Origin of the sequence: Permianibacter aggregans, assembly GCF_009756665.1 — a bacterium.
Taxonomy (GTDB): domain Bacteria; phylum Pseudomonadota; class Gammaproteobacteria; order Enterobacterales; family Permianibacteraceae; genus Permianibacter; species Permianibacter aggregans.
In genome coordinates, this window is record NZ_CP037953.1 from 987603 (window position 1) to 1012327 (window position 24725).

Below are 24725 nucleotides of genomic sequence, written 5' to 3' on the forward strand. Positions count from 1 at the left end.
TTCCAATGGTATTACTGGTGCCTGCCGCCAAGCTTCACTACCATCGACGTCGCCAAGAACCCTGACCGCACATGGATATGACCCGTTTTCTGCTCGTTTGCTCCAGCTTTCTGCTGTTTGCCTGCCAATCGACCGACTCGATCGGCGTGTTGAACACCGAACAATTTATACGCGACAACGAGCAGTTCCGGCCGCAGCCGGCTCATAGCGACCAACATAAAACCGCGTTGACGAATGCCCTCAGGCAACATGGTCCGGTGCATTTGGTTATTTATTTCGGTGCCTGGTGCCACGATAGTGAGCGCGAACTACCACGTTTGCTGGCACTATTGCAGGATGTGCCGCCCGCGCTACTGAGCTACGAACTGTATGGACTCGATCATCACAAATCCGACCCAGCCAATCGAGCTCGGGCCCATCGCATTACCCGAACCCCGACGGTAGTGGTGGAAGCTGACAATGCGGAAATCGGCCGAATCGTTGAGCAACCGCAGAAGAACTGGGCTGAAGACCTGAGTGCGGTACTGAAACAGCGCTTGGCCTTGCAGAACTAGCGGCTGCAATTGCCGACCGCGCTGGTTTACAGCCAGCATGCCGCTCGGTCATTATCGTGGCTTTCGCCAATCACCACCCTACTCGTCATGCGCCTACGAACCGGAATTGTTCTGGCCAGCCTACTGACTTTGCTCGCCTGTAGTTCAGCCCAGCCGCCAGTCGCCAAGCCTGCACCAGCGAGCAAACCCGCCCCGGTACAACCCAAGCCCTATCAACCTTGGCATCCCGATTCCCGGCGCTTCGATGCCACGCGCTACCACCTTTATTATGGCCAGCAATCAGCGGTACTGAAGACCATTGGCCAGCAACTGAAAAAACAGGATCTGGTTGTGCTTGACGGTCGGCGTATCAAACAAAGCGTACTGCGGAATCTGTTTTCGCAGGCTCGGCAGAAACAAGCGCGGATCATTGGCTATTTGAGTATTGGTGAACTGGATAGCCGTGAACGCGAGCGTTTCGACCAGTTTGTCCAGCAACTGCCGCCAGCTCAGCATTTACCTTTTGACGAACTGGCGCTGGAGTGGAACGACAAATTCCAGTCCTGGCGGGTTGATGTCTCGCACCCGCTTTGGTCGCTGTGGATCGATCATGAACTGAAGCGACTGCAACAGCAGGATTTTCACGGCGTGTTTCTCGACACCGCCGACACCGTCGACCGCTATATCACCTACCCGCAGTGGTCGCTGGCCCAACGCACCGACAAAGTGCAGGCGATGATTGACTTGATCCGTCGCATCAAAAACCAGAACCCGAAGCAATTCGTGCTGCTGAATCGAGGTCTGAACCTGATTGGCGAGCAAGTCTGGCTCAACGAGGATGGTTCCGACTGGACGCCGGGCCTGGCACTGATGCTTCCGCATGCCGATAACCCGGATGCGGTGCTTTATGAGAATGCCTTTGCCAGCGACGATCCCTGGTCGCAGCGCGTCGAAGCGGATTTGCGTGCCAGCCATCAATCCGGCCGCACTCAGGTACTGGCACTCGGCTATCAGGACGTGCTCAGTGACCGGGCCCAATTCGTTGCCCGCTGCCGGGAAACCGGTTTTATCTGCGCCTGGGCCGAATCGAGCACAACGCTGCACCAATCACCATCAACGCAGCCCTGAACTCTCGGCAACTTTTGTAACGATTCTGAATTCAGTAACCAGTTGGAGCTTTACCTGCCCTCGTGGCAAAATCCGCAACCATGAAACACCTAGCTGACATACGTGCTCTGTTGCCCCGTTGGGGCCGGTTGTCGTTCGTCCTGTGTTTACTGGCCACGCTTTCCCTGCCGGTGCACAGCCTGCAGCATATGCTGGATGAGGGGCTGAACTCGCCCATCAATTGCGAGATCTGCCACCACGCCCAGCAGCTCGACGGTCATGGCGCCGTTGCATCAGCCACGCCACCGTTGCCGGCCGTTTCATTTTCATGTCCAGAATTTCCCACCTCTGACACCATCACCGGCTCATGCTGTCGGCTGCCGCCGGCACGCGCTCCACCTGCCGCTTTTCTCCGCTGATTTCGTACTCACCTTGATTTACTAGCGCTCGGGCACATTGGCCCCGGCGTTTCGCCGTTATTTGGAGAAAAGCATGTTTAGCCGTTTTACCCTGACTCCGGTCAGCCTGGCCCTGCTGGCCAGCCTCAGCCATAGTGCGCAAGCCGCCGACATCACCCTGCGTATTCTTGACCAGAAAAAACAACCGATCGCCAACGCCCGCGTGGTGTTGCTGAATGAAGACCAGCAGTTTCGCAGTAACCAGAACGGCGTGATCTCACTGACCAATCTGGCCCCAGGCCGCTACAGCATCGATATTGAAGCTGGCCACTACGGTCATGTCATTCGCGAGATCGAAGTCGGCGAACAAAACGACACGCTGGCGATTACGCTGGAGCAACGTCCGGAACGCCTGGTCGTCACGGCCAGTCCGACCGATCGCACGGCGCTGGACATGTCGATGCCAGCACAAGTGCTCGCTGACGATGCGCTACTGCGGGTCAAAGGCATCACCATTGGTGAAACCGTGCAGCAGATGCCCGGTGTCTCGTCGTCATCATTCGGCCCCGGTGCGGCCAGACCGGTGATTCGCGGCCAGTCCGGCGCGCGGGTGCAAGTGCTGCAGGATGGCTTGGGCTCGCTCGATGCATCAACAGTTTCTGCTGATCACGCCGTCACCGTTGAGCCGCTAGTGGCTGAACAAGTCGAAGTGCTGCGTGGCCCGGCAACCTTGCTGTACGGTAGTGGCGCCATTGGTGGTGTCGTCAATGTCATCGATCAGCGCATTCCCGATCACGCTGTAGAGGGTCTGCATACCGGTGCCGAGTTGCGCGGGCAAACCGCCAATGGCGAACGCTCCGGCGCGATCAAGCTCGATGGCGGCAACGGCATGTTCGCGTTTCATCTTGACGCCTATGACCGGAAAACCGATGACATCGAGATTCCAGGCGAGGCTGAACGCTTTCCCGAAGAGGAGGAAGAAGACCACGAAGGTGAGGAGTTGGCGCATGGCGTATTGCCAAACAGTGACAGCCGCAGCGACGGTTTTGCCGTTGGCGCCTCATTGATTGGCGATAAAGGCTTCATTGGCCTGTCGTTCACCGAATTCAACAGCAATTATGGCGTGCCAGGCCACCATCATCATGAAGAGGAAGAGGGAGAAGAAGGCGAGGAGCACGAAGAAGAAGCGCACCAGGAAGGCGGTGTGCGCATCGATCTGAAACAGCAGCGCACGGATCTGAAGGCGCGTTGGGATCATCCGATTGCCGGTATCGAGCACGTCAAGCTGCGTTACGGTAAAAACGATTACCAACACGTAGAGCTCGAAGGCGATGAAATTGGCACCCAGTTTGACAATCAGGCGCAGGAAGGCCGCATCGAAATCGCCCATCACCCGCTGGCCGGATTCAGTGGCGTATTCGGACTGCAATGGGGCGATCGCGATTTTGTTGCCATCGGCGAAGAAGCCTTCGTGCCACCGAATCAATCGGAAACCTTTGCCGTGTTCCTCGTGGAAGAAAAAACCATCGGTCAGGTACGCTTCGATGCCGGCATCCGCCACGAGCAAACCGAAATCACCGCTGATGCAGATTTACCAGCTTATGACCGCGATGCGTTCAGTTGGTCATTCGGCGCGGTCTGGTCACTGAGCGATGCCTGGAAGCTGGCGCTCTCCTACACCGATGCCGAGCGTCACCCAACACCAGAAGAACTGTATTCCGAAGGTCCACATATCGCGACGCAAAGTTTCGAACGCGGCGACGTTAATTTACGCACCGAACAGGCACGCAATATTGATCTCGGATTGCGCTATCAAACTGAACAACACAGCCTGTCGCTGTCCTGGTATCGCAACGCCATTGACGATTACATTTTCGCGATGCCCACCGGTGAAATCGAAGATGAACTACCGGTATTTGAATATGTGCAACACGATGCCGAGCTGACTGGCTTTGAATTGGCCTGGGATTGGCGCTTTGTCGAATCCGATAACGGCACGTGGATCAGCCATCTGTTCTACGACGCACCAGAAGGCGAACTGAGTGACGGCACACCACTACCGCGTATACCGGCCAGCCGCATTGGTCTTGGACTCGATTGGGAGAGCGAAAGCTGGTTGATCGGCGCCGAATACACCGAAGTCTCCGATCAAGATGATGTCACCGCTTTTGAAACCACAACCGATGGTTACTCGCTGGTCAACGCGCATCTGATGTATCGCTTCTACACCGGTGATGCCGTGTGGGATGCCTTTATCCGTGCCAGCAACCTGCTCGACGAGGAAATCCGTCTGCATGCGTCGTTCCTGAAGGATATCGCACCGCAACCGGGCCGTTCCTATACCGCGGGCATTCGCGTGCATTTCTGATCGTAACGACAGCAACAAAAAAGGCGACCGATGGTCGCCTTTTTTGATGAGCAAGTTTGCCTAGAAGCGCTTGCGGCGCAGGAACAATCCAAGCAGACCAAATCCCAGCAGTGCGATATAAGCCGGCTCTGCAACATAGGTGATTTGCGCCTGGGTAATCAGACGGCTGAAGCCGGCTGCATACGGTTCACCTGGCTGGCATCCAGCAATACCATCGGCACTGCAAGCTTCAGTCGTGTAAATGGTGAAGGTACCATCACCATTGTCAACAATGGTGGTGCCCGGACCAGCAAAGAACTGGAATGACAGTGTATACATACCACCGTCACCGGCGACCATGAAGTTGAACGAACCCGACAGACCACCGGTCGTGAAAATGTCATCACAATAGGTGCCATTTGGATTCGGGGTTGGGCAATCCTGGGTGTTGAAGGTTTCGAAGAACGAAACGCCATTCGGCGTGCCGAAATCCGGAAGAACACCGAGCGGATCCAGAATCTGGAACAGACCCAGAATATTGACGAAGCCGAGGCTGCCGCCCGCGGCGGTGATCACATGGTTATAGTGATCAAAATAGTTGATGTCTTCCCAGCCGCCGTTGGTGGTCAATGTGCCAAGAATATTGGTGATTTCCAGATAGCTTTGTGCATCTTCCGGATTCGATTCCGTACCCCAGCTCAGGGTGTTGTAGGTACCGTTACCATTCAAGTCAGAAAACGCCAAGCTGCAAGAATTGCTGCCAGCCACATCGCCGTCGCAGCTCCAAGCGCCATCGTCTTCAAAGCCTGTTGTGGTCTGAAAATCCCATTCAGTAACCAGTGGGTCCGCGAGGGCAATGCCGGATCCGGCAAACATCAATCCCGCGACCATTAATTGTTTGAGTCGCATATTCCACTCCTTCCGTGTCATTTAGGTGGTTCAATTCGGCACATGCCTGCTTATTGCATTGCACAGCATGTGCCAAATCATAAAACCCGCTGCATTTCAAACACTTAGCGGAATCGCCAAAACCTTGAGCCGGCGAAACTGTAAATGATATTGACGCCAATAACGCTTGTGGACATAAAAAATCAATTTTTTATTTCTTTTGTTTTAGTAATTAGGTGCAAGCAAAACGTTTTCGCCATAGGTATTGCGCTTGTCTTCTTGTCGCCATACTAATTTGCCAACCGCATCACATTTATCGCTGGCGGATTTTCCCGTCAGCGATAAAGCGCGAACGCAAATATGCCAAGCATCGCAAATGAAATGGCAATTTTTGCTGCCAAACCGAGCATGACGCCAACCCACGCGGCGAAGCCAACTTCCGTTGCACGGCGATGATCGCGATGCCCCATCAACTCACCGAGCACGGCGCCGATAAAGGGAAAGATCAACAATCCCCAAAGCCCCATGACTACACCGACCAGCGATCCGATCGTTGCGCCGATAACCGCTGCGCGCGAAGCTTTCACCCGCCTGACGCCCAGCGCCGCCGCAACATAATCGACCAAAAATGATAATGCCGTGAGCACGCCGAGCACGATCAATGTGCCAGTGCCAACATGCTGATAATTCTCCAACCACGCGGCCAGCCACATACCGGCAAACAAAAATGTCGTGTTCGGTAAAATCGGAAAAATCATGCCGGCGACGCCAATCAAAATCAGCACCGCGACCAGCGACCACCACAAGATCAATTCCATGCGTACAACCTGTTTGAATTGTTAATGACTTCGTAAGCGCCTCATGAAGAGCAGGAAATATCCAGATGCCGGCCCCAATCCGGAGGCAGATCGGCATAGTGTTCATTCTCGGCTTGCTCGTCAAACGGATGACGTAACAATTGGTAAAGCCGATGAAATGGCTCGTCATCGCCCTGCTCGGCCGCGGCAATCGCCTGCTGCGCCAGGTAATTGCGCAGAATATATTTCGGGTTGACGGCCAACATCTGCTGTTGCCGTGTTTCATCACTATTCGATTCACGCTGCAAACGCTGGCGCCACAATGCCAGCCACTGCGACGCAGCATCCCGATCGGCAAACTCATCGAGAAATTTTCGATCACAATCACGTGGTGCTTGTTGCAAATGCGATAACGTCCGGAAGCTGCGCGTATAGTCAGCTGCGTTGTCGGCCATCAGTTTTTGCAACGAGGCGGAAAGCGCCCGATCATCGTCCTGTTCGGTCGACAAACCGAGTTTGCTACGCATCAGCTTCGAATAGCTGTCGATAATGCGCGGCTCAAATTTTTCCAACTCGGCGCCAAGCGCTTCCTTGCTCAATAGTGGCAGCAGACTTTCGGCGAAGCGGCACAAATTCCAGTACGCGATGGTCGGTTGTTCATCAAATGCGTAACGGCCGTGATAGTCGCTGTGATTGCAAATAAAATGCGGCTCAAAGGCATCAAGAAAACCGAATGGGCCGTAATCAATGGTCAAACCGAGAATCGACATGTTATCGGTGTTCATGACCCCGTGCGCAAAGCCAAACGCTTGCCATTGCGCGATCAAGTCGGCAGTGCGTTTGACGACATCGGCAAACAGGAGAATACCGGCATCCGGCTCATCCAGATAATCAGCAAAATGTTCGCGGACCGTAAAGTCCAACAGCGTTTTCAGCGCGTCGTGTTGGCCGGTATGAGCAAAGAATTGGAAATTACCGAAACGCAGAAACGTCGGAGACACGCGCACCATCGTCGCACCAGTTTCCGGCTTTTCCCGATACACCGGCTCTTGCGAGCGCAACAGGCACAGCGCGCGCGTGGTCGGAATGCCGAGATGATGCATTGCCTCGGAACAAAGGTATTCACGAATCGTGGAACGCAGCACGGCGCGACCATCGCCCATCCGGGAAAACGGCGTTTTGCCGCCGCCTTTCAGTTGCCATTGTTGCCGTTGACCTTTTTTATCCAGCACTTCGGCATACAGCAGCGCCCGGCCATCGCCAAGCTGCGGCACGTACACGCCGAACTGATGACCGCTGTAGACGGCTGCGCGCGGCGGGTATTCGTCAAACGCCTCGCGGCCGGAAAACAGCGCGGTAACCGCTTCGCGCACGGCCTCACTGTCGGCGATGCCAAACTCGGCCAACAGCTCGGTGTTCAAGGCCAGTAACGACGCCTCGTGCAAGGGCTCCGGCAGCACCGGCACGGAAAACGGCTCACCGAGCCTTGCAAAGCTCGGACTGATTTGCAGGTTTTGCCACACTTCAGACATGAATTTCACCTATGTTTACCTGGGCCATTGCCAACAAACAGCAGCTATGGCCAGCCGTGCCCCGTGTACAATAACCGCTACTGTCAGCCCTGCCATTATCATCGGGCGTTGATGCCAAAGGCTTGCGGTTACTGAAAAAGCCTGGCGTGTTGCCTACAAGGAGTCTTCCGATGCCGATGCCCTCATCCCAGGCATTGCAGCAACTGCAAATGTTTCTGGTTTCCGACGCGGTCAGCGAAGACTGTTTCGACTATGTGCAGACACACGGATTTCTGACCGGCTTGGCGGTCGGTCCGAATCTGCCGGCAGAAGCGGTCTGGATGCCGGAGATTTTCGCCGTTACGCCGCAGTACGACGATATCGAACACCAAAAATCCATTGAATCGATTTTGCGCGCGCTGCTCGACGGTATTCAACGTGAGCTGTACGCCGGCGCGCCGATTCGCCTGCCATGCCCATTGACGCTTGGTGACGATCACGATGCCGCCCCGCTGCGTGGCTGGGCGCTCGGCTTCATGGATGCGGTCAGTATCGATGAAGAAAACTGGTTTGCACCGGACGAAGACGAAGTCGGCGAGTTGATTCTGCCGATTGCCATCGCTGCCGGCATTTTTGATGACGATCACCTGAACCAGATTTACGATGACCCGCATCGCTTGCGCAACGTGCTGATGCAAATCCCGGATTCAATTTCGGAACTGTATCTGCTGTATCGAGAGTAAGCGCTATTGAGCATAGCAAATCGCGGGCTGAGCACCGCCAGCCCGCTTCTGCCATCACATCGTCATTGCTTTGGACAACCAGACCAACTGAATCATCTGATCGGTCTTGATAAAGCCCTTCTCCCAGCGCGAGGTTAAATCCGCCAGCGGCTTTTCCGCGAGAAATTGCTCGACGCTCTTGCCGGCCTGTTTGGCTGCATTGATACGCTTACGCACATCGACCAACATATCGCGATACTCGGTCAGCTCTTTGGCATCGCTGAGCGCGCCATGGCCCGGAATGACTTTCGTTTGCTCATTGCTTTGTTTCAGCACGCTATCGACTGCGGCAATCAGGCCATCAATGCTGCCGCCACTGTCGACATCGATATACGGAAACTGGTTGGCGAAATAGATATCGCCCATGTGCACGACATTGGCGTTGCGAAAGAACACAATCGCATCGCCATCGGTATGCGCATGCGGATAATGCTGGACATTCATCGTCTCGCCATTGACATGAAAACTGATGTCATTGCCAAAGGTCACGACCGGTAGGGCGCCGGGTGGCGAGGCTTTGGTTTCGCGATTGAAAAACGCCCGGAATTGGTCGGTGCTCATCCGTTGCCGAACATTATTGTGCGCGACGATCACGGCACCGGCTTTGCCAAAGTTTTCGTTACCGCCGGTATGGTCGCCATGCCAATGGGTATTCAGCACAAATCGAATCGGACCGCTGTGAATGCCTTTGACGGCTTCGCGAATTTTCTCCGTCAGGGGGGCGAATTGATCATCGACCAGAATGATGCCGTCATCACCACTGAGCACGCCGATATTGCCACCACGACCGACCAGCATATGCACCTTGCCGGCAACGGCGCTTGTTTCAATATTGACTTCTTCCGCTGCCTGCACGGACAACGCCGTCAGCAAACCACATAGCCATATGTAGAGTGTTTTCATTGTGACTCCTTTGCGCTCGCTCGCGCGCGCGATTGCTTTTCTTCCCAGGCCCGCCACAAATACCAGCTGGCCACGGAACGATAGGGCCGCCAGGATTCAGCGGCGCCCAAAATCACCCGATCACTGGGCGCGTGATCCAACTCATAAATCGTTTCGACGCCACGTCGTAAACCCAAATCACCGAGGCTCATGATATCGGGATGGCCGAACGCGAAAATCATCAGCATTTCTGCGGTCCAGACGCCAATACCGGAAAACGCCGTCAGCGCCTTGATCAATTGCTCATCCGGCAATTGTCGCAGCTGTGCGAAATTCACCTGCTTGCGTTGCGCCGCATCGGCGATGCCTTTGATGTAGCGCACCTTGGCGCCGGAAAGACCACAGCCGCGCAAAGTTTCATCAGAGGCATCAAGCAGTTTTTTCGGCACAAAGCGCTCACCGCGTCCGGCCACCTGCAAACACCGCTTGGCAATGGTGTCCGCGGCCTTTACTGATAGCTGCTGAGAAATCACTGAATTGACCAGCGCCGAAAACGGTTCGTTGGTCCACGGTGTCATACGGCAAGGACCGAAGCGTTCGATCACAGCGGCCATTACCCGATCGCGACCGGCGATATGGCGCACCGCGCGCTGCAGAACGGCTTCGTCAGTGATAAGCTCGGGTTTCATCCATTCACTTCCTCGATCGGGATTTATCGACAATGAAACGATTACTGGTGTTGACGCTGGTGGCCGGATTGGCGCAGGCGGCCGATGATTATCCTTACTTGTTCAAGCTCTACCAGCATTTCCATAGTACACCGGAGTTGTCGTTCCACGAGAAAGAAACCTCGAAACGCCTGGCCATGGAGCTGCAACGCGCTGGCTTCAAAGTCACGGAAAAAGTCGGCGGTTGGGGCGTGGTTGCCGTCATGCGTAACGGCGACGGCCCGACGGTGCTGCTGCGCGCGGACATGGATGCGCTGCCGGTGACCGAAAACACCAACCTGCCCTACGCCAGCAAAATGGTCAGTACCGATCAGGACGGCAAACTGGTTGGCATCATGCACGCCTGCGGCCATGACATTCATATGACCTCATTGGTGGGTGCGGCGCGCGAATTGGCGGCGCGCAAGAACGAATGGAAAGGCACACTGGTCTTGATCGGTCAGCCGGCCGAGGAACGCGGCGGCGGTGCCAAAGCGATGCTCGCTGATGGCTTGTATCAGCGCTTCCCGACGCCGGATTATGCCGTGGCGCTACACACCTCCGCTTCGCACGCCGCCGGCACCATTGCCTATTCGGCCGGGCCGGCGCTCGCCAGCGTCGATTCGATTGATATCAAATTCAAAGGCGTCGGCGGTCATGGCGCTTACCCGCACAAAACCAAAGATCCCATTGTTTTGGCCAGCCAGTTTGTATTGGCGGCACAAACCATCGTCAGCCGCGAATTGAATCCGCGCGAACCGGCGGTAGTGACTGTCGGCAGCTTTCAGGCTGGCGCCAAGCACAACATCATTCCAGAACAGGCGCATCTGCAATTGACGGTGCGCAGCTATTCGCCGGAAGTGCGTGAACACATTATTGATTCACTGAAACGTATTGCCGATGGATTGGCCGTCACCGCCGGTATGCCAGCAAACGCGTTACCGGAATTTGTCGTCAAGGATGAATACACACCACCGACGATCAACGATCCGGAACTGACCGAACGGCTGATGAGCGCGATTGGCAAAGCCATCGGTGAGCAAAATGTGCAGCGCACCGATCCAGTCATGGGCGGCGAAGATTTCTCGCGTTACAGCATGACCAAGGAAGACGTGCCGGCGGTAATTTTCTGGGTCGGTGGCGTCGCTCCGGCGAAAATCGAAGCAGCCGATCGTGGCGAGATTTCACTGCCATCGCTGCACTCACCGGAGTTTGCGCCGGTGCCGGAGCCGACGATACGCACCGGCGTCAAAGGCCTGGTCACCAGCGCGCTGGAGCTACTGGCCAAGCAATAACAACGGTTGCAGCAATAAAAAGCCATGACTGAGTCATGGCTTTTTTCGTTCGGCGCAACAATCAAATATCGCGCGCGATCATCTCATTGAAATCCTCAATCCATTCGTCGAGTTCTGCAAGCAAATGCTGGCGCTGCTCGTCACTGGCGCTGCGGTAAATGATGCCGAGCATTTGTTTGCGCTGTTCGCCGCGCTGCTGCCACAGCGCCTGATACTCCGGCGTGCGCAGCGATTCCGGTTCGGTCAGCATGCGTGTGACGGCGGCACGGGTGGCCGCTTCGTCCTGGGGATTGGCCAGCACTTGTTCGATATAGCGATACCAGCGCTGACGTGATTCAATCACATGCGGGCGCATGTCCGGGCTTTGCTGCCACGGCCTGACGCTGCTCGTCGCTCAGGCGACCGAACCAGTCTTCGTAATTGTCGACCGAGCGTTCGTAACGCTGTTCCAGATGTTCCTCGAGGCTTTCATCGGCAAGCTCCTCGATTTCCTCATCGACTTCCTCCTGCAGCCGCTCCAGCAAGGCCTTGGCCTGCTCATCACTCAAGCGCTGGATCAGCGCGGTGCCATCGTCTATCAGGCCTGCTGAAGTCGCCCGCAGCAGCTGGCTGAGCTGCTCCATGTATTGCTCGTAGCCGGCTTCATCGATGCGCTGCTCAGCGACATCGTTGCGCAAAGCCACCAGCCAGTCACGCCAGCGCGGCAGTTCCTGCTGGTGATGCCAGCGCAGCCGCGCTTCCAAGCGCTCATCGAGCCAGCGCTCCTGGGCGGACTCCAGTCTCAGATAAGAGTCGATTTGCCAGCCGAGAAAGAAATCGGCGCGTGGATACATGAACGTGAACGAGCAGGCGCTGAGCAGCAATACCAGTGGCAATAAGGCCATCCTGCTGGATTTTCGTACATTGAGCATGAGTCGTCCCGTATAATCCGCCCCCTGCTGTCGAGGGCCCCTACCGATGTCTGAACTGACCCGCAAAGCCAGTTACGAGTTCAATAAACTGCAAAAACGCCTGCGCCGCGAAGTCGGTCAGGCCATCGCCGATTTCAACATGATTGAGCATGGCGACAAGGTCATGGTCTGCCTGTCTGGCGGCAAAGACTCTTATACGTTGCTCGATATCCTGTTGGCTTTGCGCGCCTCGGCGCCGGTGCATTTCGATATCGTCGCGGTCAATCTCGACCAGAAACAGCCCGGTTTTCCCGAGCATGTGCTGCCGACTTATCTGGACAGCATCGACGTGCCGTATGAAGTGATTGAAGAAGACACCTACAGCATCGTCAAGCGCGTGGTGCCGGAAGGCAAAACCACCTGCGCGCTCTGCTCGCGTTTGCGGCGCGGCATTTTGTACGGTTATGCCCAGCGTCATGGCGTGACCAAAATTGCCCTTGGTCATCATCGCGATGACATGCTGGAAACCTTTTTCTTGAATCTGTTTTACGGCGGCAAACTGAAAAGCATGCCGCCGAAACTGGTCAGCGATGACGGCAAGAATATTGTCATCCGGCCACTGGCTTACAGCCGCGAAAAAGACATTGCCCGTTACGCCGAAGCAAAAGCCTTTCCGATCATTCCCTGCAATCTTTGCGGCTCGCAGGAAAATCTGCAGCGCAAAGTCGTCAAACAGATGATGCAGGACTGGGACAAAAAATTTCCGGGCCGTATCGAAACGATGTTCCGGGCGCTGCAAAACGTCGTGCCTTCGCATCTGGTCGATCGCGAGCTGTTTGATTTTGCCGCGTTGGTTGCCGATGGCGTCGCCAATGAAGACGGCGATCGCGCGTTCGACAAAGAAAGCTTTCGCGACCCGGAGCCAGACCAGGACGATGTCATCCCGAGCAGCGGACGCCTGAATATCGTGCAGCTGTAATTCCCTAACGAGAAAAATCCCATCATGGAATTTGCCGTCGACGTATTGGCGTTGTTGTTCGTGGTCGCACTGGTCGCCGGCATCATCGATGCCATCGCCGGTGGCGGCGGTTTGCTGACCGTGCCGGCGCTGATGGCCGTTGGCATTCCGCCGGCGATGGCGCTAGGTACCAACAAGCTGCAGGGCTGTTTCGGGTCGATGTCGGCTTCATTACATTTTGTTCGCCACAAAATGGTCGATCTGCGCCGATTCTGGCCGCCAATTGTAGCCTCCGGCGTCGGCGGTGCATTCGGTTCCTTGGCCGTGCAATCGATCGATCCGAGCTTTCTAAAACAAGTCATTCCTTGGCTGTTGATCGCCATTGCGCTGTACATGCTGCTAGCGCCGCGCGCAGGCGATGTCGAGCGCCATCAACGGGTCAGCATGCCAGTGTTCGCATTCACCGTGGGTTTCGGCGTCGGCTTTTACGACGGCTTTTTCGGTCCTGGCACCGGCACCTTTTTTGCGATTGGTTGCGTCGCCGTGCTCGGCACGACGCTGCCGGTCGCTACCGCCCACAGCAAGCTGATGAATTTCGCCTGCAATAGCGTGGCGCTGGTGTTTTTCATCATCGGAGGCAAGGTGTTGTGGCTGCCGGGTGGCGTCATGGCTGTCGGTCAGATTATCGGCGGCCAGATTGGCGCCCGGCTGGTGTTTCGCGGCGGTGCAAAATTGGTGCGCCGCGTGCTGGTCGTGGTGTCCATTGCGATCTCGATTCGCCTGTTCATGACTTCGTGACAGCGCGACTTCGTGACAGCGCGGCGATGCGTTACACTTCGCCACTCGCTTTCCCGAGGTGTTGGTGTTGATGCGCTGGTCCCTACGCTCCCTGTTGTATTGCTGTATGGCCGCGGTGCTGTTGGCACTGTTTATCTGGCATCAGTTTTTCCGTTACGCCGATCCGTCGCCGATCAACGGCCGGCTGCCGAATCATGTTCGGCCACTGCACTACGATGTGCAGTTGACGCTATTGCCGGATGCCGAGGATTTCAGCGGTGTCGCCACCATTGAATTGCAACTGGATCAGCGCATTGATGCGCTGTATCTACATGCCCAGGCATTGCGTTTCAACCGCATTGAAAGCAGCGACGACTTGCAGAACTGGCATCCGGCTAGTGCCGTTGAGGAAAGCGAAGACGGCCTGACACGCATTCAGTTGTCGCGCTCACTGGCACCGGGCACCGCGCATGTGCGTTTGAGCTATCAGGGCCGTTACACCGCCAATCAGGAAGGCTTGTGGCGTCAGCAAATCAATGGCGACTGGTATGTGTTCAATCAGTTCAACACCATTTTCGCACGCCGAGCCATTCCTGGTTTTGATGAGCCGGGTATTCGCGCTCGTATCGATTTGTCGGTTACCGCGCCAACCTGGCATCACGTCGTCAGCACCACTTCTTTGCTGGAAACCAGCGTGCTCGGCAATGGTCGCAAGCGCGTGCATTTTGTTCGTACACCACCGATCTCTTTGCACCAGCTGAACATCAGCGTTGGGCCTTTCGATATCGTCGCCGGTCCGATTCTGAAACCGAATGAATTTCGCCGCCAGAACCTGCCGATCCGCGCCGTCACCGTCAAAGGCCAAGGCGCACGCAGTCAGTTTGCCCTGGCGCATATCGGACCGATGGTCGAAGCGGCCGAAAATTATTTCGGCATGCCGTTTCCGTTTGAAAAGCTGGATGTACTGGCCGTGCCGCATGCCACCGAAGGCGTGCTCGAACATCCGGGCGCGATCAATCTGCGCGATCGTCTGATGTTGTTCGATCAACACAATCTCGCCACCTCACAGCGGTTTTTCCTCAGTTACTTCACGCACGGCTTGTTGCATCACTGGGTTGGCAATCTGGTTGCGATGGAATGGTGGAACGATGTCTGGATTTACGAAGGCGTCGTCGAATGGCTGACGTATCGGTTACTGCACGAGCGCTACCCGGCGCTGGGTTTTGATATTGAACGCCAGCAAAACAAGCAACAGGCCATTCAGATCGACTTGAATGAAGTGCGTCGCTTGCAGCCGGGCGTGATCGACAGCAGCAAGGAAATTCATGCTTCCTACAGCGCTCAGGCAACGCTGAAATCGGCCTCGCTGATTCATATGCTGGAACGTTTCATTCGTGAAGATCGTTTCCAGTCCGGCTTTCGCGCGTTCTTTGCCCGCCATGCCTACGATCTGGCCGGCACCGAAGAGCTTTATCACGCGGTTACCGATTCGGTCGCGCATCCATTGCTGGCCAGCGAGTTTGATCGCTTTATCAATGAACCGGGCGTGCCGCTGATTCATTTCGAACGACAATGTCAGAATAATCGCTTGAGCCTGATATTGCGCCAGAAAATTCTGCCGACCGCGCAAACCACACAAACCGCCTGGACCATTCCCGTCTGCGCCCGCTTTCATGACCAACAAAATGCCTTGCAATGCCAGGTCATCAATCAAAGCGAACAGTTATGGCAAACGGCGCAGCCCTGCGAAGCGGTCGTTTTACCGAATGCGGATGGCGCCGGTTATTACCGCTGGTCGCTTGCCACGGATGAATGGCAGCGCTTGATTACCGGCAGCGCCCATTACAGCAGCGTCGAGGCGCTGGAGATGGCCGAGAACCTGGCGCAAAGTTATCGCCAGCAACAATTACCGTCGGAACCATTCTGGCGGTTGGCCGCTCGACTCAGCAGCCAATCAGCGGCCGTGGTTACTGAATCGTTTATCGACGAAGCGCAGTTCGCGTTGTATCGCCTGAGCCGCGATGCGAAAGCGACGCGGCAACAATTGCGCGAACGGTTCGCGGGTGCGGCGCAACCCTGGACACCAACGATTCGGGAATGGATGGCGCTCGATTTGCGCTTGCCGTTACTGCGCGAGCAATTGCTGCAGACGATGCAAAAGCCGAAAGCGTTTGCGGATCGAAGCCTGAACAGTGATCCGGTGCGCGTGGCCGTGTGGCTGGAAACGCAACCGGAACAAGTCGACTCGGTACTGAACCATCTCTGCCGGGAGAATCAGGGCGATATTCGTAATGATTTGGTGCAGGCCATTGGCAATATCCGCCGACCGGAAGTGCATGCCCGCATGATCGACAAGCTGTCGCATCCATGCCTGTCGAGTAACGAACAATGGCGGCTATTGAACGATTGGCTGCAACATCCACCGACGCAGTTCGCCACGTTCAGCTATCTGCGCAATCATTTCCCGGCCATCCGCGAGCGGCAACCGACGTTCCGCATTGCCGATCTGCCGCCAATGTTGGCGCAATTCTGTGACGCCGATATCTGGGCGCAAGCAAAAACCTTTTTGCTCGAACACACCGCTGATATCGTTGGCCACCTCGATGCCATTCTGTCGGCGGAACAGCAAACCCAGAAATGCATCGAAATGAAAGCGGCGTTTACCGAACGCGCCCTGTCATCACAACAGCCATGAGGAACCGCTGATGTCCCATCCTTTGCTCGAGTCGTTTCCGTTTGTGTATCCGATCACCGTTGCCTGGGGCGAGATGGACGCCTTCCAGCACGTCAACAACGTCATGTATTTCCGTTACTTTGAATCGGCACGGGTCGCCTATGGTCATCAGGTCAATATGATGGACCCGAATGAGAATGAGGGCGTGGCGCCGATACTGGCGGCGACTTCCGCTCGCTACAAACGACCAATCACGTTTCCCGATTCCTTGCTGGTCGGTGTGCGGATAGCGAAAATGAGCAATAACCGCTTTTGGCAGCAATATGCCATTGTCAGCGCCAGCCAGAACGCCATCACCACCGAAGGCGAGGCCGAGATCGTCATGTTCGATTATCGTCATCAGCGCAAAGCCGATATTCCGCCAGCATTGAAAAAACGCATCGAAGCGCTGGAACAGCGGGAGTTTGTCATCGATGCTCAATAACAAGCTGAACTGGATTCTACTGACATTGCTGGTGCTTATCGCTATCGGCTTTTACGCGCTCTGGCACTGGGGCCAGAGCAGCAGCATCGGCGCTCCGAAATTCTCGTTTTTTGAAACCGCGCAACCGCAACAGAACGCGAAGAAAAAATCCGCCGGCTTGCCGGAAGCGCTGCATGATGAAATGCCCAAAACACCCGAGGACATGAATCCGCCACAGCTATTGAGTTATGGCGAATTCGGCAGCGTGCATGAACAACGTCCGGCCAAAGGCGTTGTTCGGCTGTATCGACTCGGCAATGGCGAACACCTGCTGCGCATGGAACAGTTCTCGATTGTCCGCGGTCCCGGCTTGCATGTTTATCTGACCGCCCGTCCCGGCGTGCGTCAGGCGGATATCGTGCTGGAAGATTTTATTGATCTTGGCGAATTGCGCGCGCAAAGCGGCGAATTGAATTATCTGATTCCCGCCGACATCGATTTGAGCGGCTATCGCGGTGTCGTCGTGTTCACGCCTTTCTTCAACGACATTTATGCGACGGCGTCGATCACGGCTACACCGTAGTACATTACCCTTATTGGCGACGGTTGGCGCGCCACCAGCTCAGCATCAATAACACCACGATCAGCGCTGACAATAACCATCGCCAAGGCAGTCCGGTTTCGGCGGCCGCTTCATCCTGCTGTAAGAGGCGCGACATCATCAGGTGTTTTTCTGAACGCTGCTGCGCAACCGGCAACGCCGCTACAACCGCTTGCGACCAGCGCTGTGGATCAAGGCTTACCTGCATCCAGGTTTCCTGTTCAACAGCAAATGTTGCGCAACGACGGCCCGGCCATGAAGCATCCTGCAAAGGCACGGTCCAGCGTTGCGACGCTACTTCGATCGTCAATTGCTGCTGTGTGGCATTATCGAAACACAGCGATTGGGCGCGACCAGTCAGTAGTGGCGCATGATTGACGATTTGCGCTTGTTCGCGCTTGACCAGCTCGGCAATCCGTTCCGCCATGAACGCCGCATAACGCTCCGGAAAACGTTGCCAGATGCGATGCCATTGCGGTTCGGCCAACCACAGAATGGCGCCTTTTCCGACCGGCAAACTGAAGTAGCGATAATCGGCATTACCGCTTTGCCATGCGCTGTCGGACGATTCAGTATGCAACGCTTGTCGCAGCGACTCACGCGCACTGGCTTCATCATCGACATCGCCAGCGAACACAATCAGGATTTCACCGTCGAGTAGCGCCTGACGCTGTTGCTGCTGAACATTACTGGGCGGTGTTTGCCAGTAACGCCAGTCAACCAATTGCAGTCGCTGCGCATCGGATTTCGCGGCGCTGACACTGCGATCTTCACGGAACTGTTGTTTGCCGATTTGTACTCGTGACTGAAACGGTATATCGGCCTGCTCAAGCCAGGCTTTCGCTGCGCGCCACTCAAATGATGGCGCACTGAAACGCAACATGGCGGCAAACTCCGGTGCGGCCGTCACACTGACCATGACCGGGTATTCCGCTTGCAACGCATCAGCTTGAAAAACCTGTAACCGCAACGGATAAATGCCCTCGGCATTGAACTGATAGGCAAGCGTTGCCTGACTTAGCTCGCCCTCTTGCGTTACCGACTTTTCCGCCAATAGTTGATCGGCGGCGTTGCGCAGTTGCACCCGGTCCGCCGCAATCGTTTGTTGCCACCGTAATGTCCAAATCGCGCGCTCCGTGGCATAGGCTTGATACTGCAATTGAAAAGCTGGTGCTGCAGCCGTTTGCCAATCGATCATCGGCAGATTGAGGCCAGCCAGCACATCGCTTTCAAAACCATCGCCGTGGATCTGCCATTTGGATACGTTGGTGCCAAGCAAACGCTGCTGTTGTTGCGCAGGCGTTAAACCACGCAAATCCAGTAATGACGAAGTGCTCGTTACCGGCTCGGCACCATCGGTGACGATTTGCAGCACAGCAGCCGTTGACCAATACGGCTGGCCGAATGACAGCAGCGCCAGCAGCAAAAGCGTTACACCAGTCAACGCCTCAACGCGACGCTTGCGCCAACCGAGCCATAACAACCATGCCAAGGCGATAATGAAAACGGCGATCATCATCGCGACTCCCACTGCTTACGCCAGCGAGCCAGTGCATCGGAAGATTGTGCCGGGCGCGCACGCGGCGTTGGCAACTGGCTCAGCAAATAGTCGCGGATCGCCAAGCGACAACGAAAACAATGCAGCCAATCATTCTGCATCAGCGACAAGGCATTCAACGCCGCCAAATCTTCCGCGCTTTGTACCTGTAAAAATGCCCGCAATGCTTCGGTTTCCGTTGCCGGCCATTGCTGCTCGGCAAGTTCCCGCTGGCCAAGCAGACTGACCCATTGGCGCTGACGTAGCAGCCGCTCATCGTCATGCAAGGCATATTGCCGGCGCGGCTCGGTGATATTCAGCAGTTCGCCCTGGAAACGCTCGGCTTCATCAATCGGTGGTGGCGTATAAGCCGTTTTGTGCAGATAAATCCGTTCGGCCTGTTGTATCGCTTTTATCGCTTCCAACGCCTGATATTCGAACGGCAGCGCCGCTTCCGGTACCACGACATGCAGCTCACGCTCGGCATTCCACATTGCCTGCAATGCCTGACGCAGCAGCGTTTTGGTCGCGTCATCAAACAACGTGGCGTTTTCGCTGATATCGTGGCTATGGCCGAACTCGCTGATCAAATCGCCGGCCGATTTCATCGAGAAGGCTTCACCGCCTTCCGCGCCATGATCATGACCATCGTGTTCATGATGAACATCGGTTTCTGCAGCTTCGTTTTCGGCAAAATGGCTTTCCTCACCAAGAAACTCGCCATAGCGCAAACGCAATACCATCTGGTCGCTGGCCAGTTGTCGTGAACGCTGCTGAAACATCTCGTCGGATAACGACGCCCGCTCGGCAATCAGCCTTTCGGTATCGATGATCAATTGTCGCTGCGAACGCAAACCCTTTTCCCGCTGGTCGGCCGGCAGCGTAGCTTCGGCCAAGGCTGCCGACGATGCCAGCGGATGACGGAACACATAGGTTCGGCTGCGCGTTTGCTGTGCCTGCGGTTTGTTGTCATGGGCCTGGACAAAAACATACAACTCATCGCCGGGCTCCATGCCGATGGTTTTCAGGCGTCGTTGCAACACATGCTGCCAGCTGGCTTGCTGAGGTTTGGCCAAGGTTTCTACCTGATCACGAAACCGGACGTTTTCACCGCTGCCGCGCGCCAAGGTCGAATGCAAGGTGATGTGAGTCAGCCGATAATCGTCTTCGATTTTCAGCGCCAACTGGAGCGAGTCGCGAGTGGCATCGACATCGTTCCATTCCTGTTCCGGTTGGCTGATATCGATACGCGGTGGCAAATCCCGGCGCATCATCAATCGCCCTTGTTGCAGCGGTGCCGCCAGATCCTGGCGTTCAATCTGGTAAGCACGATGACCTTGCATGAGAATCGTTTGGCAACCGGTGCCGAAGCTTGTCGTCTCGCCTAACCAACGCCAGCGCAGCTGCGCATCCTCGCTTTGCAGACACAACTGAACTTCGCTGGCTTCAGGAATTTCCGCCTCTTGCGCTGTCAGTGCAAACGCCGGTAAACCGGTATAGGCCGGCGGCATTACCTGCACGGTAAACTGGAAACCAGCAGCCGATTTTTCCAGCGCCAATGCGGCATTCAATGCGGCGGTTTCGCTGCGCGTCTGCAGCAGCCACATGCTTCCTACCAATAGCAATGCTGGCACCGTTGCCAGCAATAGATATCGTCGCCAGGCAATGCCCGGAACAATGCTGTTTGCCGATGGCAATGCCGCGAGCTTTCTCGCAATCCGTTGGCGTTGCAGCTCCGCAACGAGCGATAACTCCGTCGCCGGCAGCAGCTCGGCACTGTCTTGTAACTGAGGACAGGCATCATTCAGCCAATGCAAATACTGGCCTGATGCATGACGCCAGGCCATGATGCCGCGAGCGATGATGGCAACCAATGCGAGCAACGCTACCGCAATAACAGACGAAGGCAAAAACCAGCACCACGCTGCCAGCAACGGTAGTAATGCGAATAACAGCACGGCCATTTGCCGTGCCACGTGAGTGCGGCACAAACGCCGGCGCCAATCCTTAACGCCGGCCATAGCTAATTCCCCGCTCAATCACTATTGCCAGCAGCAGCAACACCATCAACAGGTTCTGTAATGGCAACGTTCGGCTGAACGATGACACCTCGCTTTCAGCAAAATGCGGTTGTATCGAAGCATTGTCGGACAGCGCTGCTGGCTGCCATTGCCGCAACCAGGTTTCACTGCGATCAATAAGCTCCGCCAACACTTCGGTCGTCAAGTTGTTTGGATCAGATGGTACCGGCGCCAGGTACAACACGCGATTCTGCTGCAAGCTTTGCAAACCCGAATCGGATTGCGCATCAAACGGCTGCGGATACCAGTGCACCGCCGCCGGCAAATCATCGCGATGCACGGCAATATCAACAGGGCTTTCCGTGCTGAGATCAACACGTTGCCAAATTGCATGTAGTCGCAGCGCATTCAATGCGTCGATTGCTGGTTGCCAACTGACTGGCGCCGCGATGCGAATCGGCGCGGGCGAGAATAGCGTTGTTGCGGCAACTCGTTGCAAGACAACTTGGTAAGGAAGACTCGGTTTCAGATTGCCGGTCAACAGCAATCCTTCCGGTAAGTACAGCGTTATCTGCCGAACATCCGCCAAGGCCTGCTGATGGCGCAACAGACTGAGCCACAGTGCCGGTTCCTCGCAGCGCGGTTCACGAATGGGCCGCAACCCATCAGCGCAAAGCCAATAACGTTCGCTATGCTGATTTTCATCGGGCAACTCCGCGCGCGGATGCACCAACTCAATATCGCGCTCACGTGTTGGCGACCAGGAAAAAGTTGGTTCCGCCAACCAGAGCGCGAGCAAGGCCAGAATCAGCATGCGCAGCAATAGCAACCAGGGATCGTGCAGGCGGCGATGACGCACAGGCGTTTCCTCGGCAGGCAGAAAACGCAGCGCATAAAAGTGCTCAGGCTGTTGTTGCTGGCGATGCCACCAGTGCAACAATACCGGCAGGATCATCGCACTCAGTGCCCACAGCGCCATCGGAACTTGAAACTGAATCATCGTCAGCATGCTCGCTCAGGCGCTGCGTTTGATCGTGCGCTGCAAGCGCTGATCGAGCAGACGACGGATGATCGCCTCCGGCGTGTCACGGACATCCGCATCCAACCATTGCAAATCGTGACTGGTGCACCAATGTTGCCATTGTTGACGGTGAGCCTGAAACGCCTGCAGATAGCCGCTGCGTTGTTCATGGGGCGCGATCGTGGCCAAACGTGATTGATCATCGTCGAGCAACGTCACTGACTTGTCGAATGCAAACTCACGCTCTTGCCGTGTCGTCAACGCCAACGCGATCACATCGTGTCGGCCGGCATACAAATAACGCAGCCAGCGCAAACTGCTGTCGTCGAAAAAGTCAGAAATCAATACACACAACGCTGGCCGGCGCAATACCGAAAACACCGCTGATGCCTGCTCCGGTGGCGGCAATTGGCCTGCGCCGCGCAGCGCTTGCAAGGTCGACACCAGCGGCTTCAAGGCGTGAAAACCTCGCCGCGCTGCCTGCACCCGCAAGTTATCGTTGCTTAATGTGATCAACCCGGCTTCATCACCCTGGCGAATGGCTATCGCCGCAAGCCCTGCCGCCACCGCCGAAGCCAACTCGATACGCGACCAACCGCTGCCGGCATCGCGCGCGTTCATCGAGACACTGGTATCGAGCAACAAGTAACAAGGTACCTGCGATTCGCGTTCTGCTTCGCGAATAAAATAGCGATCGGAACGCGCCAACAGTTTCCAGTCGAGTCGACGCAAATCATCGCCGAGTTCGTAGCGGCGATACTCGCTGAATTCCAGCCCAGCGCCACGATTGCGGCCCTGATGCATGCCATGGCCAATGCCGTGCAAACGGCGTTTGATTGGCCAATGCAAACGGGAAACGCGCTGGATAAACGCCGGCGTAATCAGATTCATGCCGGCATCGGGATCTGCAATAGTGCATCCAGCACATCGGCAAACCGGATATTGTCGGCTTCGGCCTGGAAGCCAAAGACCAAGCGATGACGCAACACCGAACCGAGCACCGCACGCAAATCATCACGGCCGACGGCCAAGCGACCGTGCAGCACCGCATGCGCTTTCGCACAGAGCACCAGCGACTGCGCCGCACGCGTTCCGGCCCCCCAACTCAAGTAATCACGCACCAGCGACAGGCCGCTGTCCTGCGGCCGGGTTTCGCGCACCAGCGTAACCGCATAACGCACCAAGCGCTCGCTGATCGGTAATTCACGAACCAGTTGCTGCACGCGTTGCAATTGCTGCTGATCCATGACCGCCCGCAATGATTGGCTGGCGACACCGGTGGTTTGCATGACGATCGCGCACTCTTGATCGGCGCCCGGATACGGCACGGTGATATGCAGCAGAAAGCGATCGAGCTGAGCCTCAGGTAGCGGATAAGTGCCGGCCTGTTCAATCGGGTTCTGCGTGGCCAGCACAAAGAACGGTTTCGGTAACACATGGCGTTCGCCCGCAAAGGTTACCGAACCTTCCTGCATCGCCTCGAGCAACGCCGATTGGGTTTTCGGTGGCGTCCGGTTGATTTCATCGGCGAGCAGGATCTGGGTGAAAATCGGCCCTTTTTGAAAGCGAAATACGCGCTTGCCGGTTTGCGCATCTTCTTCAAGCAACTCGGTGCCGATGACATCGGACGGCATCAAATCCGGCGTGAACTGAATGCGTTTGAAGTCCAGCGAAATCGATTCGGCAATCGACTTGACCAGCAGCGTTTTACCAAGGCCAGGCACGCCCTCAATCAACGCGTGCCCGCCGGCCATCATCGCCAACAGCACCTGCTCCAGCACTTGCTCCTGGCCGAGCATTTTCTGGGCGATCGTTGCTTTCAGCTGGATCAATGCACCATGCAGATCCTGTACTTCGCTTTCAGACCATGCGAGCTGCATTCAGCCTCCCAATGCATACATGATGATGTTGACGGCAAACCGGGTATTGTCCACGGCATACCAACGTTTGTTGCGAAAGTCGTAATCCCATTCGCAACCATAATCTTTGTTGCTGTACAACACCGCGATGCGATCGCGGACAACTATTGCTTTCAGATAATCGTGGACCAGATCATCGCCCCAACCATTCAGCTCAACGCTGGTTGTCGGCGGTCCATCGAATTCGAAGAAGCTGCGGTACAACAGATGATTGTTCGGGATTTTTTTCAACTCGTCGTCACCGAACAGTTGCGCCATCTGGCGCTCGAATGATTGGGCGAACAGACCATCGATATCGTGATTGCAATCGTCGACAAAAACGAAACCACCGTTGGCGACATATTGACGAAAATTGGCCGCTTCGGCTTCGGTGAACTGCACCAGCTTGTGACCGGCCAAATAACAAAATGGTGCTTCCAGCATTACCGGGTCGGACAGCGCTACGATGCGTTCGACCGGGTCGACACGCAAGGTCGTGTACTGCACCAGCGAGTGCAGAATGTTCGACGGCATGCGTTGGTCAACGTCCCAGTCACCAGACTCATACATCAGCCGAGTGAAATAAAAATCGTAACGCGCCAACAGCCCTTACCTCACCTATAGCCCTTTACCACAAC

Annotated in this window: 23 protein-coding genes; 10 read left to right on the forward strand and 13 right to left on the reverse strand. The window is 55.9% G+C overall.

Features of this window, described 5'->3' with window-relative positions; genetic code table 11:
- The first annotated feature begins 71 nt into the window (after window positions 1–71).
- The 3 genes from E2H98_RS04575 (at window position 72) to E2H98_RS04585 (ending at window position 4406) form a co-directional block, all read left to right on the forward strand.
- Complete coding sequence (locus E2H98_RS04575; RefSeq protein ID WP_133591513.1) at window positions 72–554, forward strand: thioredoxin domain-containing protein; 483 nt, start codon at window positions 72–74, stop codon at window positions 552–554.
- 87 nt (window positions 555–641) lie between these two features.
- On the forward strand, window positions 642–1661 hold the full coding sequence (locus E2H98_RS04580) for an endo alpha-1,4 polygalactosaminidase (RefSeq protein WP_133591511.1): 1020 nt from the start codon (window positions 642–644) through the stop codon (window positions 1659–1661).
- A 471-nt stretch (window positions 1662–2132) separates the two neighbouring features.
- Window positions 2133–4406 (forward strand): TonB-dependent receptor, encoded by a 2274-nt coding sequence (locus E2H98_RS04585; RefSeq protein ID WP_133591509.1) that lies wholly within the window; start codon window positions 2133–2135, stop codon window positions 4404–4406.
- Window positions 4407–4466: 60 nt separating this feature from the next.
- Here the strand turns inward: E2H98_RS04585 and E2H98_RS04590 are convergent, their stop codons facing one another.
- From E2H98_RS04590 to E2H98_RS04600, 3 genes are all read right to left on the reverse strand, one after another.
- Window positions 4467–5294 (reverse strand): THxN family PEP-CTERM protein, encoded by an 828-nt coding sequence (locus E2H98_RS04590; RefSeq protein WP_133591507.1) that lies wholly within the window; start codon window positions 5292–5294, stop codon window positions 4467–4469.
- Window positions 5295–5608: 314 nt separating this feature from the next.
- Window positions 5609–6091 carry a DUF456 domain-containing protein gene (locus E2H98_RS04595; RefSeq protein WP_133591505.1) on the reverse strand — a complete coding sequence of 161 codons (483 nt, stop codon included), beginning with the start codon at window positions 6089–6091 and terminating at the stop codon, window positions 5609–5611.
- A 41-nt stretch (window positions 6092–6132) separates the two neighbouring features.
- Window positions 6133–7611: a protein adenylyltransferase SelO gene (locus E2H98_RS04600; protein WP_408634816.1), complete on the reverse strand. Its 1479-nt coding sequence runs from the start codon at window positions 7609–7611 to the stop codon at window positions 6133–6135.
- 161 nt (window positions 7612–7772) lie between these two features.
- Between E2H98_RS04600 and E2H98_RS04605 the strand changes: the two genes are divergently transcribed.
- On the forward strand, window positions 7773–8324 hold the full coding sequence (locus tag E2H98_RS04605) for a YecA/YgfB family protein (RefSeq protein ID WP_133591501.1): 552 nt from the start codon (window positions 7773–7775) through the stop codon (window positions 8322–8324).
- 54 nt (window positions 8325–8378) lie between these two features.
- Here E2H98_RS04605 and E2H98_RS04610 read toward each other — a convergent pair whose 3' ends face one another.
- The gene (locus tag E2H98_RS04610; RefSeq protein ID WP_133591499.1) at window positions 8379–9266 is read right to left on the reverse strand and encodes an MBL fold metallo-hydrolase; all 888 of its coding nucleotides are present in this window, start codon (window positions 9264–9266) and stop codon (window positions 8379–8381) included.
- The gene (locus tag E2H98_RS04615) at window positions 9263–9934 is read right to left on the reverse strand and encodes a DNA-3-methyladenine glycosylase family protein (protein ID WP_133591497.1); all 672 of its coding nucleotides are present in this window, start codon (window positions 9932–9934) and stop codon (window positions 9263–9265) included. Before E2H98_RS04615 ends, E2H98_RS04610 begins: the two co-directional genes overlap by 4 nt.
- 32 nt (window positions 9935–9966) lie before the next feature.
- Here E2H98_RS04615 and E2H98_RS04620 point away from each other — a divergent pair, with 32 nt between their 5' ends.
- Window positions 9967–11247, forward strand: coding sequence for an amidohydrolase (locus tag E2H98_RS04620; RefSeq protein WP_133591495.1), 1281 nt, complete (start codon window positions 9967–9969; stop codon window positions 11245–11247).
- Window positions 11248–11308: 61 nt separating this feature from the next.
- Here the strand turns inward: E2H98_RS04620 and E2H98_RS04625 are convergent, their stop codons facing one another.
- On the reverse strand, window positions 11309–11602 hold the full coding sequence (locus E2H98_RS04625) for a hypothetical protein (protein WP_133591493.1): 294 nt from the start codon (window positions 11600–11602) through the stop codon (window positions 11309–11311).
- The gene (locus tag E2H98_RS04630; RefSeq protein ID WP_133591491.1) at window positions 11583–12158 is read right to left on the reverse strand and encodes a DUF6279 family lipoprotein; all 576 of its coding nucleotides are present in this window, start codon (window positions 12156–12158) and stop codon (window positions 11583–11585) included. Before E2H98_RS04630 ends, E2H98_RS04625 begins: the two co-directional genes overlap by 20 nt.
- 46 nt (window positions 12159–12204) lie before the next feature.
- On the opposite strand from E2H98_RS04630, the gene ttcA reads away from it, so the two are divergent.
- From ttcA to E2H98_RS04655, 5 genes are all read left to right on the forward strand, one after another.
- Window positions 12205–13116: a tRNA 2-thiocytidine(32) synthetase TtcA gene (gene ttcA, locus E2H98_RS04635; RefSeq protein WP_133591489.1), complete on the forward strand. Its 912-nt coding sequence runs from the start codon at window positions 12205–12207 to the stop codon at window positions 13114–13116.
- Between the two features lie 24 nt (window positions 13117–13140).
- Window positions 13141–13893, forward strand: coding sequence for a TSUP family transporter (locus E2H98_RS04640; RefSeq protein WP_133591487.1), 753 nt, complete (start codon window positions 13141–13143; stop codon window positions 13891–13893).
- A gap of 70 nt (window positions 13894–13963) precedes the next feature.
- A complete protein-coding gene (locus E2H98_RS04645; protein WP_133591485.1) occupies window positions 13964–16567 on the forward strand; it encodes a M1 family metallopeptidase in 2604 nt (867 codons plus the stop codon).
- Window positions 16568–16577: 10 nt separating this feature from the next.
- Entirely contained in the window at window positions 16578–17030 is a 453-nt protein-coding gene (locus tag E2H98_RS04650) for an acyl-CoA thioesterase (protein WP_133591484.1), read from the forward strand.
- On the forward strand, window positions 17020–17592 hold the full coding sequence (locus E2H98_RS04655; RefSeq protein WP_133591482.1) for a DM13 domain-containing protein: 573 nt from the start codon (window positions 17020–17022) through the stop codon (window positions 17590–17592). Before E2H98_RS04650 ends, E2H98_RS04655 begins: the two co-directional genes overlap by 11 nt.
- 10 nt (window positions 17593–17602) lie before the next feature.
- Here the strand turns inward: E2H98_RS04655 and E2H98_RS04660 are convergent, their stop codons facing one another.
- Genes E2H98_RS04660 through E2H98_RS04685 form a run of 6 tightly spaced genes read right to left on the reverse strand, consistent with a single transcriptional unit; the run spans window position 17603 to window position 24690 of the window.
- A complete protein-coding gene (locus E2H98_RS04660) occupies window positions 17603–19129 on the reverse strand; it encodes a hypothetical protein (protein WP_133591480.1) in 1527 nt (508 codons plus the stop codon).
- Window positions 19126–21168 carry a hypothetical protein gene (locus E2H98_RS04665; RefSeq protein ID WP_133591478.1) on the reverse strand — a complete coding sequence of 681 codons (2043 nt, stop codon included), beginning with the start codon at window positions 21166–21168 and terminating at the stop codon, window positions 19126–19128. The genes E2H98_RS04660 and E2H98_RS04665 overlap by 4 nt, the downstream gene beginning before the upstream one ends.
- A complete protein-coding gene (locus E2H98_RS04670; RefSeq protein ID WP_133591476.1) occupies window positions 21155–22177 on the reverse strand; it encodes a BatA domain-containing protein in 1023 nt (340 codons plus the stop codon). Before E2H98_RS04670 ends, E2H98_RS04665 begins: the two co-directional genes overlap by 14 nt.
- A gap of 6 nt (window positions 22178–22183) precedes the next feature.
- Entirely contained in the window at window positions 22184–23080 is an 897-nt protein-coding gene (locus E2H98_RS04675; protein WP_133591474.1) for a DUF58 domain-containing protein, read from the reverse strand.
- A complete protein-coding gene (locus tag E2H98_RS04680) occupies window positions 23077–24069 on the reverse strand; it encodes an AAA family ATPase (protein ID WP_133591472.1) in 993 nt (330 codons plus the stop codon). Before E2H98_RS04680 ends, E2H98_RS04675 begins: the two co-directional genes overlap by 4 nt.
- Entirely contained in the window at window positions 24070–24690 is a 621-nt protein-coding gene (locus E2H98_RS04685; RefSeq protein ID WP_198325238.1) for a DUF4159 domain-containing protein, read from the reverse strand.
- Window positions 24691–24725 lie beyond the last annotated feature (35 nt).

Coding starts and splice junctions, on each gene's coding strand:
- E2H98_RS04640 (WP_133591487.1), top strand. CDS start 13,141: ATGGAATTTGCCGTCGACGTATTGGCGTTGTTGTTCGTGGTCGCACTG.
- E2H98_RS04680 (WP_133591472.1), bottom strand. CDS start 24,069: ATGCAGCTCGCATGGTCTGAAAGCGAAGTACAGGATCTGCATGGTGCA.
- E2H98_RS04585 (WP_133591509.1), top strand. CDS start 2,133: ATGTTTAGCCGTTTTACCCTGACTCCGGTCAGCCTGGCCCTGCTGGCC.
- E2H98_RS04665 (WP_133591478.1), bottom strand. CDS start 21,168: ATGGCCGGCGTTAAGGATTGGCGCCGGCGTTTGTGCCGCACTCACGTG.
- E2H98_RS04590 (WP_133591507.1), bottom strand. CDS start 5,294: ATGCGACTCAAACAATTAATGGTCGCGGGATTGATGTTTGCCGGATCC.
- E2H98_RS04645 (WP_133591485.1), top strand. CDS start 13,964: ATGCGCTGGTCCCTACGCTCCCTGTTGTATTGCTGTATGGCCGCGGTG.
- E2H98_RS04580 (WP_133591511.1), top strand. CDS start 642: ATGCGCCTACGAACCGGAATTGTTCTGGCCAGCCTACTGACTTTGCTC.
- E2H98_RS04605 (WP_133591501.1), top strand. CDS start 7,773: ATGCCGATGCCCTCATCCCAGGCATTGCAGCAACTGCAAATGTTTCTG.
- E2H98_RS04625 (WP_133591493.1), bottom strand. CDS start 11,602: ATGCGCCCGCATGTGATTGAATCACGTCAGCGCTGGTATCGCTATATC.
- E2H98_RS04670 (WP_133591476.1), bottom strand. CDS start 22,177: ATGCTGACGATGATTCAGTTTCAAGTTCCGATGGCGCTGTGGGCACTG.
- E2H98_RS04610 (WP_133591499.1), bottom strand. CDS start 9,266: ATGAAAACACTCTACATATGGCTATGTGGTTTGCTGACGGCGTTGTCC.
- E2H98_RS04650 (WP_133591484.1), top strand. CDS start 16,578: ATGTCCCATCCTTTGCTCGAGTCGTTTCCGTTTGTGTATCCGATCACC.
- E2H98_RS04620 (WP_133591495.1), top strand. CDS start 9,967: ATGAAACGATTACTGGTGTTGACGCTGGTGGCCGGATTGGCGCAGGCG.
- E2H98_RS04660 (WP_133591480.1), bottom strand. CDS start 19,129: ATGATGATCGCCGTTTTCATTATCGCCTTGGCATGGTTGTTATGGCTC.
- E2H98_RS04615 (WP_133591497.1), bottom strand. CDS start 9,934: ATGAAACCCGAGCTTATCACTGACGAAGCCGTTCTGCAGCGCGCGGTG.
- E2H98_RS04630 (WP_133591491.1), bottom strand. CDS start 12,158: ATGCTCAATGTACGAAAATCCAGCAGGATGGCCTTATTGCCACTGGTA.
- E2H98_RS04675 (WP_133591474.1), bottom strand. CDS start 23,080: ATGAATCTGATTACGCCGGCGTTTATCCAGCGCGTTTCCCGTTTGCAT.
- E2H98_RS04655 (WP_133591482.1), top strand. CDS start 17,020: ATGCTCAATAACAAGCTGAACTGGATTCTACTGACATTGCTGGTGCTT.
- E2H98_RS04575 (WP_133591513.1), top strand. CDS start 72: ATGGATATGACCCGTTTTCTGCTCGTTTGCTCCAGCTTTCTGCTGTTT.
- ttcA (WP_133591489.1), top strand. CDS start 12,205: ATGTCTGAACTGACCCGCAAAGCCAGTTACGAGTTCAATAAACTGCAA.
- E2H98_RS04595 (WP_133591505.1), bottom strand. CDS start 6,091: ATGGAATTGATCTTGTGGTGGTCGCTGGTCGCGGTGCTGATTTTGATT.